The 17,513-nt window shown below is 73.6% G+C and carries 18 protein-coding genes; 17 read left to right on the top strand and 1 reads right to left on the bottom strand.

The features are described 5' to 3' along the window. Positions 1 to 425: 425 nt before the first annotated feature. The 8 genes from infB to larE all read left to right on the top strand — a co-directional run bounded on the left by infB (position 426) and on the right by larE (position 7,587). Entirely contained in the window at positions 426 to 2,264 is a 1,839-nt protein-coding gene (infB, locus tag IN07_RS14180) for a translation initiation factor IF-2 (RefSeq protein WP_064972420.1), read from the top strand. A gap of 87 nt (positions 2,265 to 2,351) precedes the next feature. Further along, complete coding sequence (locus IN07_RS14175; protein ID WP_231558377.1) at positions 2,352 to 2,654, top strand: DUF503 domain-containing protein; 303 nt, start codon at positions 2,352 to 2,354, stop codon at positions 2,652 to 2,654. 77 nt (positions 2,655 to 2,731) lie between these two features. Then, positions 2,732 to 3,283: a 30S ribosome-binding factor RbfA gene (rbfA, locus tag IN07_RS14170; protein ID WP_036336622.1), complete on the top strand. Its 552-nt coding sequence runs from the start codon at positions 2,732 to 2,734 to the stop codon at positions 3,281 to 3,283. Beyond that, the gene (locus tag IN07_RS14165) at positions 3,280 to 3,522 is read left to right on the top strand and encodes a hypothetical protein (protein WP_052091274.1); all 243 of its coding nucleotides are present in this window, start codon (positions 3,280 to 3,282) and stop codon (positions 3,520 to 3,522) included. Before rbfA ends, IN07_RS14165 begins: the two co-directional genes overlap by 4 nt. A gap of 4 nt (positions 3,523 to 3,526) precedes the next feature. Then, positions 3,527 to 4,516: a DHH family phosphoesterase gene (locus IN07_RS14160; RefSeq protein ID WP_036336620.1), complete on the top strand. Its 990-nt coding sequence runs from the start codon at positions 3,527 to 3,529 to the stop codon at positions 4,514 to 4,516. Positions 4,517 to 4,533: 17 nt separating this feature from the next. After that, on the top strand, positions 4,534 to 5,814 hold the full coding sequence (locus IN07_RS14155; RefSeq protein ID WP_231558376.1) for an MATE family efflux transporter: 1,281 nt from the start codon (positions 4,534 to 4,536) through the stop codon (positions 5,812 to 5,814). After that, positions 5,811 to 6,731, top strand: coding sequence for a tRNA pseudouridine(55) synthase TruB (gene truB, locus IN07_RS14150; protein WP_081975413.1), 921 nt, complete (start codon positions 5,811 to 5,813; stop codon positions 6,729 to 6,731). Before IN07_RS14155 ends, truB begins: the two co-directional genes overlap by 4 nt. A gap of 22 nt (positions 6,732 to 6,753) precedes the next feature. Beyond that, the gene (gene larE, locus IN07_RS14145; protein ID WP_036336616.1) at positions 6,754 to 7,587 is read left to right on the top strand and encodes an ATP-dependent sacrificial sulfur transferase LarE; all 834 of its coding nucleotides are present in this window, start codon (positions 6,754 to 6,756) and stop codon (positions 7,585 to 7,587) included. Here the strand turns inward: larE and larB are convergent. Further along, entirely contained in the window at positions 7,578 to 8,255 is a 678-nt protein-coding gene (gene larB / locus IN07_RS14140; protein ID WP_036336631.1) for a nickel pincer cofactor biosynthesis protein LarB, read from the bottom strand. The genes larE and larB overlap by 10 nt on opposite strands. A gap of 38 nt (positions 8,256 to 8,293) precedes the next feature. Here larB and IN07_RS14135 point away from each other — a divergent pair, with 38 nt between their 5' ends. From IN07_RS14135 to dapB, 9 genes are all read left to right on the top strand, one after another. Further along, positions 8,294 to 8,794 (top strand): GNAT family N-acetyltransferase, encoded by a 501-nt coding sequence (locus IN07_RS14135; RefSeq protein WP_036336614.1) that lies wholly within the window; start codon positions 8,294 to 8,296, stop codon positions 8,792 to 8,794. A 91-nt stretch (positions 8,795 to 8,885) separates the two neighbouring features. After that, positions 8,886 to 9,212 (top strand): antibiotic biosynthesis monooxygenase family protein, encoded by a 327-nt coding sequence (locus tag IN07_RS14130; protein ID WP_036336612.1) that lies wholly within the window; start codon positions 8,886 to 8,888, stop codon positions 9,210 to 9,212. A 195-nt stretch (positions 9,213 to 9,407) separates the two neighbouring features. After that, positions 9,408 to 10,559, top strand: a complete 1,152-nt coding sequence (locus IN07_RS14125; protein ID WP_197058485.1) for a branched-chain amino acid aminotransferase — start codon at positions 9,408 to 9,410, stop codon at positions 10,557 to 10,559. Positions 10,560 to 10,596: 37 nt separating this feature from the next. Continuing rightward, on the top strand, positions 10,597 to 11,568 hold the full coding sequence (locus IN07_RS14120; RefSeq protein WP_036336610.1) for a bifunctional riboflavin kinase/FAD synthetase: 972 nt from the start codon (positions 10,597 to 10,599) through the stop codon (positions 11,566 to 11,568). 129 nt (positions 11,569 to 11,697) lie between these two features. Continuing rightward, entirely contained in the window at positions 11,698 to 11,967 is a 270-nt protein-coding gene (gene rpsO / locus IN07_RS14115) for a 30S ribosomal protein S15 (protein ID WP_029339129.1), read from the top strand. Between the two features lie 261 nt (positions 11,968 to 12,228). Further along, positions 12,229 to 14,493 carry a polyribonucleotide nucleotidyltransferase gene (locus IN07_RS14110; RefSeq protein ID WP_052091272.1) on the top strand — a complete coding sequence of 755 codons (2,265 nt, stop codon included), beginning with the start codon at positions 12,229 to 12,231 and terminating at the stop codon, positions 14,491 to 14,493. Beyond that, the gene (locus IN07_RS14105; RefSeq protein WP_036336605.1) at positions 14,490 to 15,881 is read left to right on the top strand and encodes a M16 family metallopeptidase; all 1,392 of its coding nucleotides are present in this window, start codon (positions 14,490 to 14,492) and stop codon (positions 15,879 to 15,881) included. Before IN07_RS14110 ends, IN07_RS14105 begins: the two co-directional genes overlap by 4 nt. Before the next feature lie 8 nt (positions 15,882 to 15,889). After that, on the top strand, positions 15,890 to 16,270 hold the full coding sequence (locus IN07_RS14100) for a VanZ family protein (protein WP_052091271.1): 381 nt from the start codon (positions 15,890 to 15,892) through the stop codon (positions 16,268 to 16,270). A gap of 59 nt (positions 16,271 to 16,329) precedes the next feature. Further along, positions 16,330 to 17,139 (top strand): 4-hydroxy-tetrahydrodipicolinate reductase, encoded by an 810-nt coding sequence (dapB, locus tag IN07_RS14095; protein WP_052091270.1) that lies wholly within the window; start codon positions 16,330 to 16,332, stop codon positions 17,137 to 17,139. The last annotated feature ends 374 nt before the right edge of the window (positions 17,140 to 17,513 follow it).

The raw sequence follows: 17,513 nt of genomic DNA, 5'->3' as shown, positions 1-17,513 counted from the left end.
CCGGCGGCCCCCGTCCGTCGTCCGGTCCTGGCGGGCCCCGTCCCGCCGCCGGTCCGGGTGGGCCGCGTCCCAACCCCGGCATGATGCCGCAGCGTCCGAGCCCCGGCATGATGCCGCCGCGGCCGGCCGGTGGCGGTCGCGCCGGTGGTCCTGGCGGCCCCGGTGGTGCCGGTGGTCGTGGCCGTCCGGGTGGTCCCGGCGGTGGCGGTGGCTTCCGTCCCGGTGGCGGCGGTCCCGGTGGTCCCGGTGGTCCCGGTGGCGCGCCGGCCGGCGGTGGCTTCCGTCCGGGTGGCGGCGGCGGCGGCCGTGGTCGTGGCCGCGGTGGCTCCGGTGCCGGCACCGCGGGTGCCTTCGGGCGTCCGGGTGGTCGCGGTCCGGTCCGTGGGCGCAAGAGCAAGAAGCAGCGGCGTCAGGAGTTCGACTCCATGGCGGCGCCGAGCATGGGTGGCGTCTCGCTGCCCCGTGGCAACGGGCAGACCGTCCGGCTGCCGCGTGGCGCCTCGCTGACCGACCTGGCCGAGCGGATCAACGCCGAGCCGGCCGCGCTGGTCACCGCCCTGTTCCACCTGGGCGAGATGATCACCGCGACGCAGTCGGTCAACGACGACACCCTGCAGCTGCTGGGTGCCGAGATCGGCTGGGTCATCCAGGTCGTCAGCCCCGAGGACGAGGACCGCGAGCTCCTCTCCACCTTCGACCTCACCTTCGGTGACGAGGAGAGCGGCGACGAGGACGACTGGGACATCCGTCCGCCGGTCGTCACCGTCATGGGTCACGTCGACCACGGGAAGACGAAGCTCCTGGACGCGCTCCGGCACGCGAACGTGGCGGGCAAGGAAGCCGGTGGCATCACCCAGCACATCGGCGCCTACCAGATCGTCACCGAGCTCGAGGGCAACGAGCGTCCGGTCACCTTCATCGACACCCCGGGTCACGAGTCGTTCACCGCGATGCGTGCCCGTGGCGCGAAGGTCACCGACATCGTCGTCCTGGTCGTGGCCGCCGACGACGGCGTCATGCCGCAGACGGTCGAGGCGCTGAACCACGCCCAGGCCGCCGAGGTGCCGATCGTGGTCGCGGTCAACAAGATCGACAAGGAGGGGGCCAACCCCGCCAAGATCCGTCAGCAGCTCACCGAGTACGGGCTGGTGGCAGAGGAGTACGGCGGCGACACGATGTTCGTCGACGTCTCCGCGACCACCCGTCAGGGCCTCGACGACCTGCTGACCTCGATCCTGCTGACCGCCGACGCCTCGCTGGACCTGCGCGCCAACGTGGGGCAGGACCCCCAGGGTGTGGTCATCGAGGGCAAGCTGGACAAGGGCCGTGGCCCCGTCGCCACGGTGCTGGTCCAGCGCGGCACCCTGCGTCAGGGCGACTCGATCGTGGCCGGCGACGCCTACGGTCGCGTCCGGTCGCTGCTCGACGAGCACGGCAACAAGCTCAAGGAGGCCCTGCCGGCCCGCCCGGTCCAGGTCGTCGGCCTGACCTCCGTGCCGCGCGCCGGTGACACCTTCCTCGTCGTCGAGGAGGACCGGATCGCCCGGCAGATCGCCGATCGCCGTCAGGCCCGCATCCGCAACGCGCAGAACGCGTCCATGCGGAAGCGGATCAGCCTGGAGGACCTCGACGCGGCGCTCAAGGAGACCCGTCAGCTCAACCTGATCATCAAGGGCGACAACTCGGGCACCGTCGAGGCGCTCGAAGAGGCGCTGATGAAGATCGAGGTGAGCGACGACCTCACGCTGCGGGTCATCCACCGCGGCGTCGGTGGGATCACCAAGAGCGACATCGACCTGGCGCTGGCCGACGACGTCATCGTCCTGGGCTTCAACGTCCGGGCCGAGGGCCAGGCCACCGAGCTCGCCGCCCGCGAAGGCGTGGACGTCCGGTACTACACGGTCATCTACCAGGCCATCGAGGAGATCGAGTCCGCGCTCAAGGGCATGCTCAAGCCCGAGTACGAAGAGGTGCAGCTGGGCACCGCGGAGGTCCGCGAGGTCTTCCGGGTCCCGAAGATCGGCAACGTCGCCGGCTCCTTGGTGCGCAGCGGCACGATCGTCCGCAACTCCAAGGCCCGTCTCATCCGGGACGGCGCCGTGGTCGCGGACAACCTGACCGTCGAGTCGCTGCGTCGCTTCAAGGACGACGCGACCGAGGTCCGGGAGGGTTACGAGTGCGGCATCGGGCTGGGGTCGTTCAACGACATCAAGCCCGAGGACGTCATCCAGACCTTCGAGCTGCGCGAGAAGCCGCGCGCATAACGGAAGAGGGCCCCGTCCTCCTCACGCCGCGCAGGCTCGGCGTGAGCCTCGGGACGGGGCCGTGAGGCACTGAGCAGCAGAGAGGCGGTGAGCGTGTTCACGGGCACGCTCACCGCCGACCTGCTGTTGGGCGACGTGCACTCGCTCAAGGAGAAGCGCGCCGTGGTGAAGCCGATCGTGGCCGAGCTGCGGCGCCGCTACTCCGTGGCCGCCGCCGAGGTGGGCGACCCCGACCTGCACCGCCGTGTACAGGTCGGGGTCGCCACCGTGGCCGGCCAGGCCGCCCAGGTGGGCGACGTGCTGGACGCCTGCGAGCGGTTGCTGGCCGAGCGACCCGAGGTGACGCTGCTGTCGACGCACCGGCAGCTGTCCAGCGACACCGATCAATGACCCCCTTGCCCCGCCACTCGCACGCTCGCGGCGGGACCCTGCAAGGGGCCATCACACCCTCGACATGGAGGTCCGTCATGGCCGACCCGGCCCGGGCACGCCGACTGGCGGTGCGCATCCGCCAGATCGTCAGCGCCACGATCGAGATGCAGATCAAGGACCCCCGCCTCGGGATGGTCACCATCACCGACGCGCGGGTCACCAGCGACCTGCGTGAGGCGACGGTGTTCTACACCGTCTACGGCGACGAACAGCAGATCGAGGACTCCGCACGGGCCCTCGCCAGCGCCACCGGCGTGCTCCGCTCCACCGTGGGCAAGCAGACCGGGATCAAGTTCGTGCCCACGCTGGCCTTCGTGGCCGACATCGTCCCGGACACCGCCCGGGAGCTGGAGGAGGCGCTGGCCCGCGTCCGGGAGGCCGACGCCGAACTGGCCCGTGCCCGGGAGAACGCCCAGTACGCAGGTGAGGCGGACCCGTACCGCAAGCCCGCGGTCGACGAGGACGAGGACACCGAGGACGGGGACGACCTCGACGGCGCTGCCGACGAGCCGACCGACGCCGCTGCCGGCCGCACGGACGGCTACGCCGACGGCCGCCCGTCGGCCGCCGAGCGGAGCGCGTCGTGACCGGTGCCGTGGACCCGGACCCGGACGACCTGGCCGGAGAACGGGAGCCTGCCGGGTTCGGCGGTCGGCAGGAGCCGGCCACCGGCGATCCCACCGCCGGCGGCAAGCGCGGCGACATCGGGACGACCGACAGCATCGCCGCGGACGAGCCGGACGACGGCACCCACTACGCGCCGGGTGGCGGCAACACCGATCCCGAGCCTCAGCAGCCGCCGCACGCCGGCCCGGACGGCGCCTGAACCGATGACCACCGTCTCCGCGCCCGCGGACGCGGCCGTGGAGCTGCTCGCCGCGGCCGCGATCGCCGGGCAGACCGTCGTGCTCTCCGGCCACGTCCAGCCCGACGCCGACGCCCTGGGCAGCACCCTCGCGCTGGCCGAGGGACTCCGCCGCTGTGGCGCCCGGGTGGTCGCGACGTTCCCGGAGCCGTTCACGCTGCCGGCCTCGCTGGGCTGGCTCCCCGGAGCCGAGCAGCTGGTCCCACCACGGACGGTGCCGGCCGACGTCGACGTGTTCGTCAGCCTGGACGCGGCCGCCCCCGGTCGGCTGGGTGACCTGGCCACCCTGCTGACCACCGCGCGCCGGTCGGTCGTCGTCGACCACCACGCCAGCAACCCGGGGTTCGGCGAGATCCGGGTGGTCGAGCCGCGCGCCGCCGCGACCGTCGTGCTCGTCGCGGACCTGTTGGACGGCCTGGGCGTCGAGCTCGACGAGCGGCTGGCCACCTGCCTGTACGCCGGGCTGACGGCCGACACCGGCTCCTTCCGCTTCGGCAACACCGCGCCGGGCACCCACGAGCTGGCTGCCCGGCTGCTGCGCACCGGCATCGACCACGCGGCGATCAGCCAGCGGCTGTTCGACACCGCGCCCTTCGGCTGGCTGGGGCTCCTCTCGGCCGTCACCGGGCGCGCGGTGCTCGACCGGGAGGTCGGCGCAGGCCTGGTCTGGACCTGGTCGACGGTGGCCGAGGCGCGCACCCACGGCCTGGCCGCCGACCAGCTCGAGGCCCTGGTCGACGTCGTCCGTGCGACCGCCGAGGCCGACGTCGCCTGCGTCCTCAAGGGCCAGGACGACGGTGCCTGGTCGGTCTCCCTCCGCTCGCGCGGCGCCACCGACCTGGCCCGGGTGGCGATGGCCCTCGGCGGCGGTGGGCACCGCGCGGCCGCCGGGTACACCTCGACCGCCGACCGGGAGGGCACGATCGCGCAGCTCCGGCAGGAGCTGGCCCGCTGAGCAGGTCGGTCCCGTCGTTGGCGGCGCCGGCACTGGTGGTGCTGGCCGCCGAGCCGCTGTACCTGCTCGTCGACACCGCGGTGGTCGGGAACCTCGGCACGGTCAGCCTCGGCGGCCTCGCCGTCGGCGGCGGTCTGCTGGCCTACGTGGCGGCGCTGCTCAACTTCCTCGCGTACGGCACCACCGCCCGCGCGGCCCGGCGCGCCGGGGCCGGGGACCGGGACGGCGCGGTCGCGGAGGGCGTGCAGGCCACCTGGCTGGCGCTGGCCCTGGGCGTGGCCCTGGCCGCTGTCTTCCAGGTCGCGGCCGGGCCGCTGACCCGCCTGCTCGCCGGGGGCGCCGGGCCGGTCGCCGACGCCGCCGAGGAGTGGCTGCGGGTGGCGAGCCTGGGGCTCCCGCTGCTGCTGATCGCACTGGCCGGCAACGGCTGGCTGCGTGGGGTGCAGGAGCTGCGCCGGCCGATGGGCTACGTCCTGGCCGGCAGCCTGGTGAGCCTGGTGCTGTGCCCCCTGCTGGTGCACACGGCCGAGATGGGCCTGGTCGGCTCCGCGGTCGCCAACGTGATCGGCCAGGCCATCTCCGCCACGCTCTTCGTGCGCGCGCTGACCCGCGAGCTCGCCGGCACCGCGATCTCCTTGCGGCCCCGGCCGGCCGCGCTGCGGGCCCAGCTGGTGCTCGGCCGCGACCTGCTGCTGCGCGCCGCCGTCCTCCAGCTGGCCTTCGCCGCCGCCGCGGGGGTGGTGGCCCGGTCGGGCACGGCCGAGCTCGGGGCGCACCAGATCGCCCTGCAGCTGTGGCTGTTCCTCGCCCTGGTGCTCGACGCCTACGCCATCGCCGCGCAGACCCTCGTCGGCACGGCGCTGGGCGCGGCCCGCCCGGCCGAGGCCCGTGCCACCGCGAGCCGGGTGGTCGGCTGGGGCCTGGGAACCGGCGTCCTCGTCGCCGTCGCGCTGCTCGCCCTGCGCCCGGTGCTGCCGCCGTTGTTCACCGACGACCCGGCGGTGCTCGCCGAGGCCGGCGTCGTGTGGTGGTTCCTGGCGCTCATGCAGCCGCTGGCCGGGGTGGTCTTCGCCCTGGACGGGGTGCTCATGGGCGCGGGGGACGTCGCCTACCTGCGCACCGTGACCGTCGGTGCGGCGCTGGTGGGGTTCGTGCCGCTGTCGCTGCTGTCCGGCTGGCTGGACTGGGGCCTGCCCGGGGTGTGGACCGGCCTGACCCTGTTCATCGTGCTGCGGCTGGTCGCGGTGGGCTGGCGGGTGCGGGGCAGTGCCTGGCTGGGTGAGAGCGTGGTCCCGTGAGCCGGAAGAAGCCCGATGCCGACGTCCCGCCGTCCCTGCTGCTGGTCGACAAGGCCCCGGGCATGACCTCCCACGACGTCGTCGCCCGCGCCCGGCGGGTGCTGTCGGTGCGCAAGGTCGGGCACGCCGGCACCCTGGACCCGATGGCCACCGGGCTGCTGGTGCTCGGCGTCGGCGCGGCCACCCGGCTGCTCGGCCACCTCTCCGGCTCGGACAAGACGTACGAGGCCACCATCCGGCTCGGCCAGACGACGGTCACCGACGACCGCGAGGGTGACGTGACCGCCACCGCCTCGGCCGCCGGTGTCACCGAGGACGCCGTCCGCGCCGCGCTGGCCGATCAGGTCGGCCCGCTGCAGCAGGTGCCCTCGTCGGTCAGCGCGGTGAAGGTCGACGGCAAGCGCTCCTACGACCGGGTGCGGGCCGGCGAGGAGTTCGAGCTGGCGGCCCGGTCGGTGACCGTGCACAGGATCGACGTCCACGAGGTCCGTCGTCCCACCGCCGACCTGGTCGACGTCGACGTCACCGTGTCCTGCAGCACCGGAACCTACATCCGGGCAATCGCCCGGGACGTCGGGGCGGCACTCGGGGTCGGCGGCCACCTCACGGCCCTGCGACGCACCTCGTCGGGGCCGTTCGCCACCGCCGACGCCCGACCGGTCGAGGAGGCCGCCGAGGCGCTGGCCGGGCCGGGCAGCGGCCCGGGCGTGCTGGGCCTGACCGACGCCGCTCGGGCGGTCTTCCCCGCCCGGGAGCTCACCGTGGAGGAGGCCGTCGCCCTGGGGTACGGCCAGCGGGTCCCGGCCACCGGCACCCCGGGGCTGCACGCGGCGGTCGCTCCCGACGGTCGGCTGGTCGCGCTGGTCGAGGACGCCGGATCGGTGGCCCGGGTGGCGGTCGGCTTCCCGCCGGGCTGAGCCGGATGACACCCTGCGCAGGATGAGCGCACTCGAGCACCGGCTGGCCCTCCTGGACGCCGAGCTCGCCGCCGTCCCCGGGGTGCTGGTCGCCTTCTCCGGCGGCGTCGACTCCGGTGTCGTGCTGGCCGCTGCGGTGCGCGCCCTGGGCGCCGGACGGGTGGTCGCCGCGACGGCCGTCTCGCCGAGCCTGCCGGCGACGGAGCAGGTGGCGGCGCGGGCGTTCGCGAGGTCGCTGGGGGTGCGGCACGAGCAGCCGCGCACCGACGAGCTGTCCCGGCCGGGCTACGTCGCCAACGCCGGTGACCGCTGTGCGTTCTGCAAGTCCGAGCTGGTCGACGTGCTCACCCCGCTGGCCGCGGAGCTGGGGATCGTCGACGTGGTCACCGGCACGAACGCCGACGACCTGCGGGCGGGCTTCCGGCCCGGCATCCGGGCGGCTGCCGAACGGGGGGCGTGGGCGCCGCTGGCCAGGGCCGGCATGACCAAGGACGACGTCCGGGCGGCCGCCCGGCGCTGGGGCCTGCCGCTGGCCGACAAGCCGGCCGCCGCGTGCCTGGCCAGTCGGATCGCCTACGGGGTGCCGGTGTCGGCGGCGGGCCTGGCCCGGGTGGACGCGGCCGAGGCCGCGCTGCGGGCGGCGCTGACCGAGGCCGGGCACCCGGTCCGCGACCTGCGGGTGCGGGACATGGGGGATGACGTGGCCCGGGTCGAGGTCGACGCCGTGCTCGTCCCGGTCGTCGACGCGGAGCTGCTGGCCGCGGTCACGGGCTTCGCCCGGGTGGAGCTGGACCCGCGGGGCTTCCGGTCGGGGGCGATGAACGAGCTGCTGCCCGACCCGGTGCGCTACCGGTGAGCTGAGCGGACGATCCGGGCGGCCGCGACGCCGGCGCCGAACCCGTTGTCGATGTTGACCACCAGGACGCCGGGCGCGCAGGCGGTGAGCATGGTGAGCAGCGCGGCCAGGCCCTCGAAGGCGGCGCCGTAGCCGACCGAGGTGGGGACGGCGACCACCAGCCGGTCGGTGAGCCCGGCGACCACGCTGGGCAGCGCGCCGTCCATTCCGGCGACCACGACGACGGCGTCGGCCGCGGCCAGGTCCCGGGCCACGGCCAGCACCCGGTGCACGCCGGCCACCCCCACGTCGTCCACCCGCCGGCACCCCACCCCGCTGGCGGCCAGCGTGGCGGCGACCTCGGCGGCGACCGCGCCGTCCGACGTCCCGGCGGTGAGCACCAGGACCTCACCGACCGGGGGTGGGGGAGTGCCCACCCAGGCCACCCGGCCCACCGGGTCGACGTGCGCCTCCGGCCAGCGTTCGAGCACCGCAGCAGCGGTGGGTCCGTCGACCCGGGTGGCCCAGGCGAGCGGGGCTCCGGCGTCGAGCAGACCCGCCAGGCAGCCCACCGTCTCGGCCGGGGTCTTGCCGCCGGCGAAGACCACCTCGGGGGTGCCGGTCCGGGCCGCCCGGTCGGGGTCCAGCCGGGCGAAGCCGATGTCAGCGGTGCGCGGCTGCTCGGTCACCGTGTCAGTCTCGCCCACCGGCTCGGCAGACTGTCCGGGTGCTGGTGCGGCGACGGGTGGACCACGACCTCCCGGGCAGCGTCCGCGCCCTGCGGGAGGTGCACGACGTCGACGGGTACCCGGCTCGGTGGCCGACGGACCCCGCAGCGTGGTTGACGCCCAGCGGGACCGTCGCCTGCTGGGTGGCCGAGGTGGCCGGCGTCGTCGTCGGGCACGCCTGCCTGGTGGGAGACGTCGTCGACGACGTGCTGAGTCGACTGACCGGGGTGCCGGCCGGTGGGTTGGGCGCCGTCTCCCGGCTGTACGTCGCGCCGCGGGGGAGAGGTGAGGGCCTCGGCGCCGGTCTGCTCGCAGCGGTGACGGCGTGCGCCGCGGACCGGGGTCTTCAGGTGGTGCTCGAGGTGGTCGAGGGCAGCGGTGCCGTGAGGCTGTACGAGCGGCTGGGATGGCGGCTGGTCGACCGCCGGTCGGCCGACTGGACGGTGCCCTCGGGAGCGCGTCCGTCGATCCGGGTCTACGTCCCCCCGCCGCCCGGATGACCGCTCTCTCCGACACCGGCGGACGGTGACGAGCGGCCGTGTGTCCGCACCCGCTGTGTCGAGCCGGTCGTCGCTGGGCAGGATGCGGTGCATGAGCGTCGTCAAGATCAACGTCGTGACCATGCCCGAGGACAAGCGCGCCCGCTTCGAGGAGCGGTTCAAGGGCCGGGCCGGTGCGGTGGAGACCACCCCCGGGTTCGAGTGGTTCGAGCTGCTGCGCCCGGTCGCCGGCACCGACTCCTACCTCGTCTACACGCGGTGGAGCAGCCAGGAGGCCTACGAGGCCTGGCAGACCAGCCAGGACTTCGACCGCGCGCACGACGGCGGGGGCGACACCCTGGCCCCGGCCGCCGAGCGCTCGCAGCAGCACGTGTGGAGCTACGAGGTCGTCGAGTCCGCAGGTCCGAAGAGCAGCTGAGCCGCCGGCCGCGCCGTCGTCGTCACCGATCCGACGACGACGGCCGGGGCTGCCGGTTCGTCCGATCGCACCACGTCCGGACGGGTGCTCGTCCCGCCGCACGTGCCGTGGGCCCGTGGAGCCGGGCTAGGGTGACCGTGCGGGCCTGGCAACCGCCGGACCACGCTCCAGCACGAGCACCAGCAGGTGGGAGCCATGACCGACACGCTCGCCGACAGCCGTACCTCCCCCCGGGTCTTCACCGAGGGCGTGCCGCTGGTCGTGGAGGACGTGCCGCGCCGGTCCGCCGCCGAGCGTGCCGCGGTCCTGGCGGACCCCGGCTTCGGTCGCCACTTCACCGACTCGATGGTCGTGGCCCGGTACCGCGCCGGTGAGGGCTGGGTCGACGCCCGGCTGACCGGGTACGGGCCGCTCCAGCTGGACCCCAGCACCGCCGGCCTGCACTACGCCCAGTCGATCTTCGAGGGGCTCAAGGCCTACGCCCAGCCCGACGGCAGCGTCGCGACCTTCCGGCCGGAGTCCAACGCCGCCCGGTTCGCCCGCAGCGCCGCCCGGCTGGCCATGCCGGCCGTCCCGCACGACGCCTTCCTCACCGCCGTCGACGCCCTGGTCGACGCCGACCGTGAGTGGGTCCCCACCGGCCCCGACCAGACCCTCTACCTCCGCCCGTACATGATGGCCGTCGACCCGTTCCTCGGGGTCCGGCCGGCGAGCGAGTACCTCTTCCTCGTCATCGCCAGCCCGGCCGGGGCGTACTTCCCGCGCGGCGTGCAGCCGGTGTCGGTCTACCTCTCCGAGGACTACATCCGGGCCGCCCCCGGCGGCACCGGTGACGTGAAGTGCGCCGGCAACTACGCGGCCAGCCTGCTGGCCCAGGAGCAGGCCATCGCCGCCGGCTGCGACCAGGTGGTCTGGCTGGACGCGGTGGAGAAGCGCTGGGTCGAGGAGATGGGCGGGATGAACCTGTTCTTCGTCCTGGGTTCCGGCGCCGACGCCGAGCTCGTCACCCCGGAGCTCACCGGCACGCTGCTGCCCGGCATCACCCGCGAGTCGCTGATCACCGTGGCCCGCGAGCTCGGGCACCCGGTCACCGAGCGGAAGTTCAGCGTCGACGAGTGGCGGGCCGGTGTCGCCGACGGCACGGTGACCGAGACCTTCGCCTGCGGCACGGCCGCGGTCATCACCCCGGTCGGTGAGGTCAAGGGGCGCACCGGCGACTTCACGGTCGGCAACGGCGAGCCCGGCCCGCTGACCATGGAGCTGCGCGCGCGGCTGCTCGACGTCCAGCACGGCCGGGTCCCCGACACCCACGGCTGGCTGCACCGCGTCGCGCCCGTGGCCTCCTGAGCACGTCGACCACTCGACACCGGGGGAGGGGAACGACGTGCTGCGCTGGCGTGGGCTGGACGCGACCCCGCAGGACCTGGGGCGCACCGTGGTCACCGTCGGCATGTACGACGGGGTGCACCGCGGTCACCAGCACCTGATCGCTGCGGCGGTCACCCGGGCCCGCGCGGTCGGACGACCGGCGCTGCTGCTCACCTTCGACCCGCACCCCTCCGAGGTGGTGCGACCCGGGTCCCACCCGGCGATCCTGACCTCGGCCGACCGCAAGGCGGAACTGGTGGCCGCGCTGGGTGTGGACGCCATGTGCGTCTTGCCCTTCACCCCCGAGTTCAGCCGGCTGTCCCCGGGGGAGTTCACGCACACCGTGCTGGTCGAGCACCTGCACGCCGCCCAGGTGGTGGTGGGGCGGAACTTCACCTACGGGCACAAGGCGGTCGGCACCGTCGAGACGCTGGCCGCCGAGGGCCGGCGGTTCGGCTTCAGCGTGGAGGGGGTCGACCTGACCAGCGTCGGCTCGGCCCCCGACCTGGCCGGCGACGGTGAGGTGACCATCTCCTCCACCTACATCCGGGCCTGCGTGGCCGCCGGGGACATGGCGTCGGCCGCCCTGGCGCTGGGCCGCCCGCACCGGGTCGACGGGATCGTCGTCCGGGGCGACCGTCGCGGGCGGGAGCTCGGCTACCCGACCGCCAACGTGGAGAGCCCGGCGCACACCGCGATCCCGGCCGACGGGGTCTACGCCGGGCGGCTGGTGCTGCGCGACCACCGAGGGGTCAGCCGCAGCACCCACCCGGCCGCGATCTCGGTGGGCAGCAACCCCACCTTCGCCGGCGCCCGGCGCACGGTCGAGGCCCACCTGCTCGACTTCGACGGCGACCTGTACGGCGAGCACGTCGGCGTCGAGTTCGTCGAGCGGCTGCGCCCGATGCTCAGCTTCGCCGGGGTGCCGGAGCTGCTGGTGGCCATGGGCGAGGACGTGGCGCGGACCCGCGCCGTCCTGGAGCTCTGACCGGGCGACTCCGGGCCTGGCCTTGGTGCGGCCGTGTAACCTCGATGCTGACGTCGGGTGACCGACGTGTGTGCATGCTGCCCCCGTGACACAGACCGGGGGCCACACGTGACCTGCCCTGGAGGCACCATGGCGCTCGAGAGCGCGACGAAGAAGCAGATCATGACCGAGTACGCGACGGTCGAGAACGACACCGGTTCCCCCGAGGTGCAGGTCGCGATGCTGACCCGACGGATCAGCGACCTGACCGAGCACCTCAAGATGCACAAGCACGACCACCACAGCCGGCGGGGCCTGCTCCTGCTGGTCGGCCGTCGCCGGCGGCTGCTGAACTACCTGGCCAAGACCGACATCAACCGGTACCGCTCGCTCATCGAGCGGCTCGGCCTGCGCCGCTAGCACGACCGAGGGGACCGCTCCGGCAACACCGGGACGGTCCCCTCACTCGTGCGGCACCCGCCGCACGGGACCACCGGCCCCACGCCGGCCGCCCCGCGAGGGCCGGTCCTCGGTAGTGGCCCCCGGGACGCAGCGAGCCTGAGTGCAGGACCCCGCGAGTGCGCCCCCCGAGGGCTTCGATCGAAGACCGGTCGCCCCGGACGCCGTCGGCGCGACGCCGCGAAGAGGACGTCGCCGTATGCGACGTAGGAAGAGGACACGATGTCCGCACCCACCACAGATCCCACCGACTTCGACGCCGAGGACGGCGTGTTCACCGCCACCGCGGTGATCGACAACGGGGCCCTCGGTTCCCGCACCGTCACCTTCGAGACCGGCCGCCTCGCCAAGCAGGCCGCCGGCTCCGTCGTCGCCACCATGGGCGACACCACGCTGCTGGCGGCCACCACGGCCGGCCGCCAGCCCAAGGAGCAGTTCGACTTCTTCCCGCTGACGGTGGACGTCGAGGAGCGGATGTACTCGATCGGGAAGATCCCCGGTTCGTTCTTCCGCCGCGAGGGCCGCCCCTCCGAGGACGCGATCCTCACCTGCCGGCTGATCGACCGCCCGCTGCGGCCGACCTTCGCCAAGGGCCTGCGCAACGAGGTCCAGGTCGTCATCACCGTCCTGTCCCTGGACCCCGACCACCTGTACGACGTGCTCGCCATCAACGGCGCGTCGGCCTCCACCCAGCTCTCCGGCCTGCCGTTCTCCGGCCCGATCGGCGCGACCCGGGTGGCGCTGATCAACGGCCAGTGGGTGGGCTTCCCGACCCACGCCGAGCTCGAGGACGCCGTCTTCGACATGGTCGTGGCCGGCCGGGTCCTGCCCGACGGCGACGTCGCGATCATGATGGTCGAGGCCGAGGCCACCGAGAAGACCATCGAGCTGATCGCCGGTGGCGCCACCGCCCCGACCGAGGAGGTCGTGGCCCAGGGCCTCGAGGCCGCCAAGCCGTTCATCAAGTCGCTGTGCCAGGCGCAGTCTGCGCTGGCCGGCAACGCCGCCAAGCCGGAGGCGCACTTCGCCCGCTTCCTGGACTACCAGGACGACGTGTACGCCGCCGTCGAGGCCCAGGCCTCCGAGAAGCTCGCCGTGGCCCAGGCGATCGCCGGCAAGCAGGAGCGCGAGGAGGCCACCGACGCGCTCAAGGACGAGGTCAAGGCCGCGCTGGCCGGCCAGTTCGAGGGCCGGGAGAAGGAGATCTCCGGAGCCTTCCGCGCCGTGACCAAGAAGGTCGTCCGGCAGCGCATCCTGCGCGACAAGATCCGCATCGACGGCCGTGGGCTCACCGACATCCGGCCGCTGTCGGCCGAGGTCGAGGTGCTCCCGCGGGTGCACGGCTCGGCGCTGTTCGAGCGCGGCGAGACCCAGATCATGGGCGTCACCACGCTGAACATGCTCCGCATGGAGCAGCAGCTGGACACGCTGAACCCGGTCACCCGCAAGCGCTACATGCACAACTACAACTTCCCGCCGTACTCCACCGGTGAGACCGGCCGGGTGGGCTCGCCCAAGCGCCGCGAGATCGGCCACGGCGCGCTGGCCGAGCGGGCACTGCTGCCGGTGCTGCCGGACCGCGAGGAGTTCCCCTACGCGATCCGTCAGGTCTCCGAGGCCCTCGGCTCCAACGGCTCCACCTCGATGGGCTCGGTCTGCGCCTCGACGCTGTCCATGCTCAACGCCGGTGTGCCGCTGAAGGCCGCCGTCGCCGGCATCGCCATGGGCCTGGTCTCCGACGAGGTCGACGGCAAGACCGAGTACGTCGCGCTGACCGACATCCTCGGCGCCGAGGACGCCTTCGGTGACATGGACTTCAAGGTCGCCGGCACCAAGGACTTCGTGACGGCCCTCCAGCTGGACACGAAGCTCGACGGAATCCCCTCCGACGTCCTCGCCGGTGCGCTGACCCAGGCCCGCGCGGCCCGGCTGCACATCCTCGACGTCATGCTCGAGGCGATCGACGGCCCCGACGAGATGAGCGCCTACGCCCCGCGGGTCACCACGGTGCGCATCCCGGTCGACAAGATCGGCGCGGTCATCGGCCCGAAGGGGCAGATGATCAACGCGATCCAGGACGAGACCGGCGCCGACATCACCATCGAGGACGACGGCACGATCTACGTCGGCGCCTCCGACGGCCCCTCGGCACAGGCCGCGGTCGACCGGATCAACGCCATCGCGAACCCGACGCTGCCCAAGGTCGGCGAGCGGTTCCTCGGCACCGTGGTGAAGACGACGGCCTTCGGCGCCTTCGTCTCGCTGCTGCCTGGCCGCGACGGCCTGGTGCACATCAGCAAGCTGGGCAACGGCAAGCGGATCGCCAAGGTCGAGGACGTCGCGAACGTCGGCGACAAGCTGCAGGTCGAGATCACCGACATCGACGCCCGCGGCAAGATCAGCCTGGTTCCGGTCGTCGAGGGCGACGCCGCCGCTGCCGGTGACGCAGCTCCGGCTGACGAGACCGCCGCTCCCTCGGAGGCGTGAACACGAGTACCGACCTGACCGGGGCCGGGGCGGGCGCTGCGGCGTCCGTCCCGGCCCCGGTCGGTGTCACCACACCCGGCATCACGCAGCTGCTGGACGTCGACGAGGTCGGCGGTCGGGTGGAGCGGACCGAGCTGCCCGGGGGCTTGAGGGTGGTCACCGAGACGATGCCCGGGGTGCTGTCGGCGACGCTGGGCATCTGGGTCGGCGTCGGGTCCCGGGACGAGAGCCCGGAGCTGGGCGGCTCCTCGCACTTCCTCGAGCACCTGCTGTTCAAGGGCACCCGGAGCCGCACCGCGCTGGAGATCGCCACGGCGATGGACGCCGTCGGTGGTGAGATGAACGCCTTCACCGCCAAGGAGCACACCTGCTACTACGCGAACGTGCTCGCCAGCGACCTCCCGCTCGCGGTGACCCTGCTCGGGGACCTGGTCACCGAGGCGCTCAACACCGCCCCGGACCTGGAGTCCGAGCGCACGGTGGTGCTCGAGGAGATCGCGATGCGCGACGACGAGCCCGCCGACGCGGTGCACGACCTGTACGCCGAGACCCTGTTCGGCGACACCCCGCTGGGGCGGTCGGTGCTCGGCACCGTGGAGTCGATCGAGTCCCTGACCCGGGACGACGTCGACGGCTGGTACCGCGACCGCTACGCCGTCCCCTCGATCGTCGTCTCGGCGGCCGGGCGGGTCGACCACCAGCAGGTCATCGACCTGGTCACGGCGGCCTTCGGTGGACGGTTGAGCGGGGGAGCGCGGCCGGACCCGTTGCGGCTGGGGTCCGACGTCGTCCTGGGCGAGCCGGCCCGGCCGACCGGGCTGATCCACCGGCGCACCGAGCAGACCCACCTGCTGCTGGGCAGCCTGGGGATGGGCCGACTGGACGAGCGGCGGTACGCCGGCGCGGTGCTGGACGCCGCGGTGGGTGGCGGCATGAGCTCGCGGCTGTTCCAGGAGATCCGGGAGAAGCGCGGCCTGGTCTACAGCGTGGGCTCCTCACTGACCCACTACGCCGGTGCCGGGAGCTTCTCGGTGTACGCCGGCTGCTCTCCCAAGCGCGTGCCCGAGGTGCTCCGGCTGATCCGCGCCGGGCTCGCCGAGGTCGCTGCCAACGGCCTGACCACCGAGGAGGTCGTCCGGGCACGCGGCCAGCTCAAGGGCGGGCTGGTGCTGGGGCTGGAGGACACCGGCTCGCGGATGAGCCGGTTGGGCAAGAGCGAGCTCTCCTACGGTGAGTACCTGCCGGTGCGCACCGTCCTGGACCGGATCGAGGCCGTGCAGGAGGACCAGGTGCGTGCGGTGGCCACCGACCTGTTCACCCGGCCGACCTGCCTGGCCGTCGTCGGCCCCTACCGGGAACGCGACCTCGACCGGCTGCTCGCCGCCTGAACCGCCGGATGAGCTCCCGCCCGACCCTGCTGTTCGCCGACCACGGGGCACTGGCGCGCGGCACCTTCGCCGTCGTCGTGCTGGTCTCGCTGGCGGTCCTGTTCACTCCGGCGTCCGGCGTGCCGTCCGCCCCGCCGGGCGTGGACAAGGTCGTGCACGGCCTGCTGTTCGCCGTGCTGGCGGTCAGCGGCCGCTGGGCCGGGATCAGCCGGTGGGTGCTCGCCGTCCTCCTGGTGCTCTACGCGGCGGCCAGTGAACTCCTCCAGTCCCTGGACGTGCTCAACCGGTCGACGTCGCTCGCTGATGTCCTCGCCGACGTCGCCGGGGTGGCCGTCGGGCTCCTGGCCTGGGACGCCCTCGCCCGGCGCCGGGCCGCGCGTCCGACCTGACCTGCCGGTGGGTGGGGCGCCGCCTTGCGTGCGACGCCCGCGTTGGTGAGCATCGCGGGATGAGCACTCCGCCGGCCCCCGACGTCCAGCCCCCGCCCGCCACCACCGGAGAGACCCCGCTGGTCTCGGTGGGGGTGCTCGGCGCCCGGGGCCGGATGGGCACCGAGGTGTGCCGGGCAGTCGACGCCGCGGAGGACCTCGAGCTCGTGGCGATGGTCGACGAGCGCGACTGGCTGTTCAACGTGGCGGACGCGGGCGCCCAGGTGGTCGTCGACTTCACCCGGCCCGACTCCGTGATGGACAACATCCGCTTCTGCATCGACCAGAACATCCACTGCGTCGTCGGGACGACGGGCTTCGACGAACAGCGGCTGGCCACGATCGCCGAGTGGCTCGAGCCCAAGCCGGAGCTCGGGGTGCTCATCGCACCGAACTTCGGGATCGGTGCCGTGCTCCTCATGCGCTTCGCCCAGGAGGCGGCCCGCTTCTTCCCGTCCGTGGAGGTCGTCGAGCTGCACCACCCGGGGAAGGTCGATGCCCCCTCGGGCACCGCGGCCCGCACGGCCCGGCTGGTCGCGGCCGCTCGGCGGGCGGCGGGCGTGCCGGCCGCGCCGGACGCGACCCGGGAGGCCGACTCGTTGCCCGGGGCGCGCGGAGCCGACATCGAGGGTGTGCCCGTGCACGCGGTCCGGCTCGCCGGGCTCGTCGCCCACCAGGAGGTGCTCATGGGAGCAGCGGGGGAGACGCTGACCCTGCGGCACGACTCCTACGACCGGGCGTCGTTCATGCCCGGTGTACTCCTCGCCGTCCGGGAGATCGGCCGCCGTCCTGGCCTGACCGTCGGGATCGAGTCGCTGCTCGGGCTCTGAGGCCGGTGGGGGGCCGGCTGGCCCCCACCGGCCTCCGTCGAGTGACCTGCCTCGCAATCCTGGGAGGTGCGGTCGGCGCTGACCTGCGCTTTCTCGGCGGCCATGGCTCCCAGGAGGCGTTCGGATGGCACTCAGGCCCCCCGGCGGTTTGACGAGGGCCCGGACGGCACGTAACTTCCTCTTTGCGCCGAGCGAGACCGGGTCGAAAGAGCCGGGAGCCGCGAGGTCAGACCCCCGGGTGTGACAGCGAGCCGTGCACGGCGTACAATCGGACAAGCCGCCTCGAACGAGGGCCAAGCAATTGGTCGGGTTTCGAGCGCGTCCGCTCCTTGAGAACTCAACAGCGTGCCGAAAGTCAGTGCCAAGTATCAATA

The organism is Modestobacter caceresii (assembly GCF_000761485.1).
GTDB lineage: Bacteria > Actinomycetota > Actinomycetes > Mycobacteriales > Geodermatophilaceae > Modestobacter > Modestobacter caceresii.
Note: the sequence above shows the minus strand (reverse complement) of the source record. Positions and strands in the feature narration are given on the sequence as shown.

Excerpts from the sequence above, each read along its gene's own strand:
- infB (WP_064972420.1), top strand. The coding sequence starts at position 426 with ATGGCGGCGCCGAGCATGGGTGGCGTCTCGCTGCCCCGTGGCAACGGG.
- rbfA (WP_036336622.1), top strand. The coding sequence starts at position 2,732 with ATGGCCGACCCGGCCCGGGCACGCCGACTGGCGGTGCGCATCCGCCAG.
- IN07_RS14160 (WP_036336620.1), top strand. The coding sequence starts at position 3,527 with ATGACCACCGTCTCCGCGCCCGCGGACGCGGCCGTGGAGCTGCTCGCC.
- larE (WP_036336616.1), top strand. The coding sequence starts at position 6,754 with ATGAGCGCACTCGAGCACCGGCTGGCCCTCCTGGACGCCGAGCTCGCC.
- IN07_RS14130 (WP_036336612.1), top strand. The coding sequence starts at position 8,886 with ATGAGCGTCGTCAAGATCAACGTCGTGACCATGCCCGAGGACAAGCGC.
- IN07_RS14125 (WP_197058485.1), top strand. The coding sequence starts at position 9,408 with ATGACCGACACGCTCGCCGACAGCCGTACCTCCCCCCGGGTCTTCACC.
- rpsO (WP_029339129.1), top strand. The coding sequence starts at position 11,698 with ATGGCGCTCGAGAGCGCGACGAAGAAGCAGATCATGACCGAGTACGCG.
- IN07_RS14110 (WP_052091272.1), top strand. The coding sequence starts at position 12,229 with ATGTCCGCACCCACCACAGATCCCACCGACTTCGACGCCGAGGACGGC.
- IN07_RS14100 (WP_052091271.1), top strand. The coding sequence starts at position 15,890 with ATGAGCTCCCGCCCGACCCTGCTGTTCGCCGACCACGGGGCACTGGCG.
- dapB (WP_052091270.1), top strand. The coding sequence starts at position 16,330 with ATGAGCACTCCGCCGGCCCCCGACGTCCAGCCCCCGCCCGCCACCACC.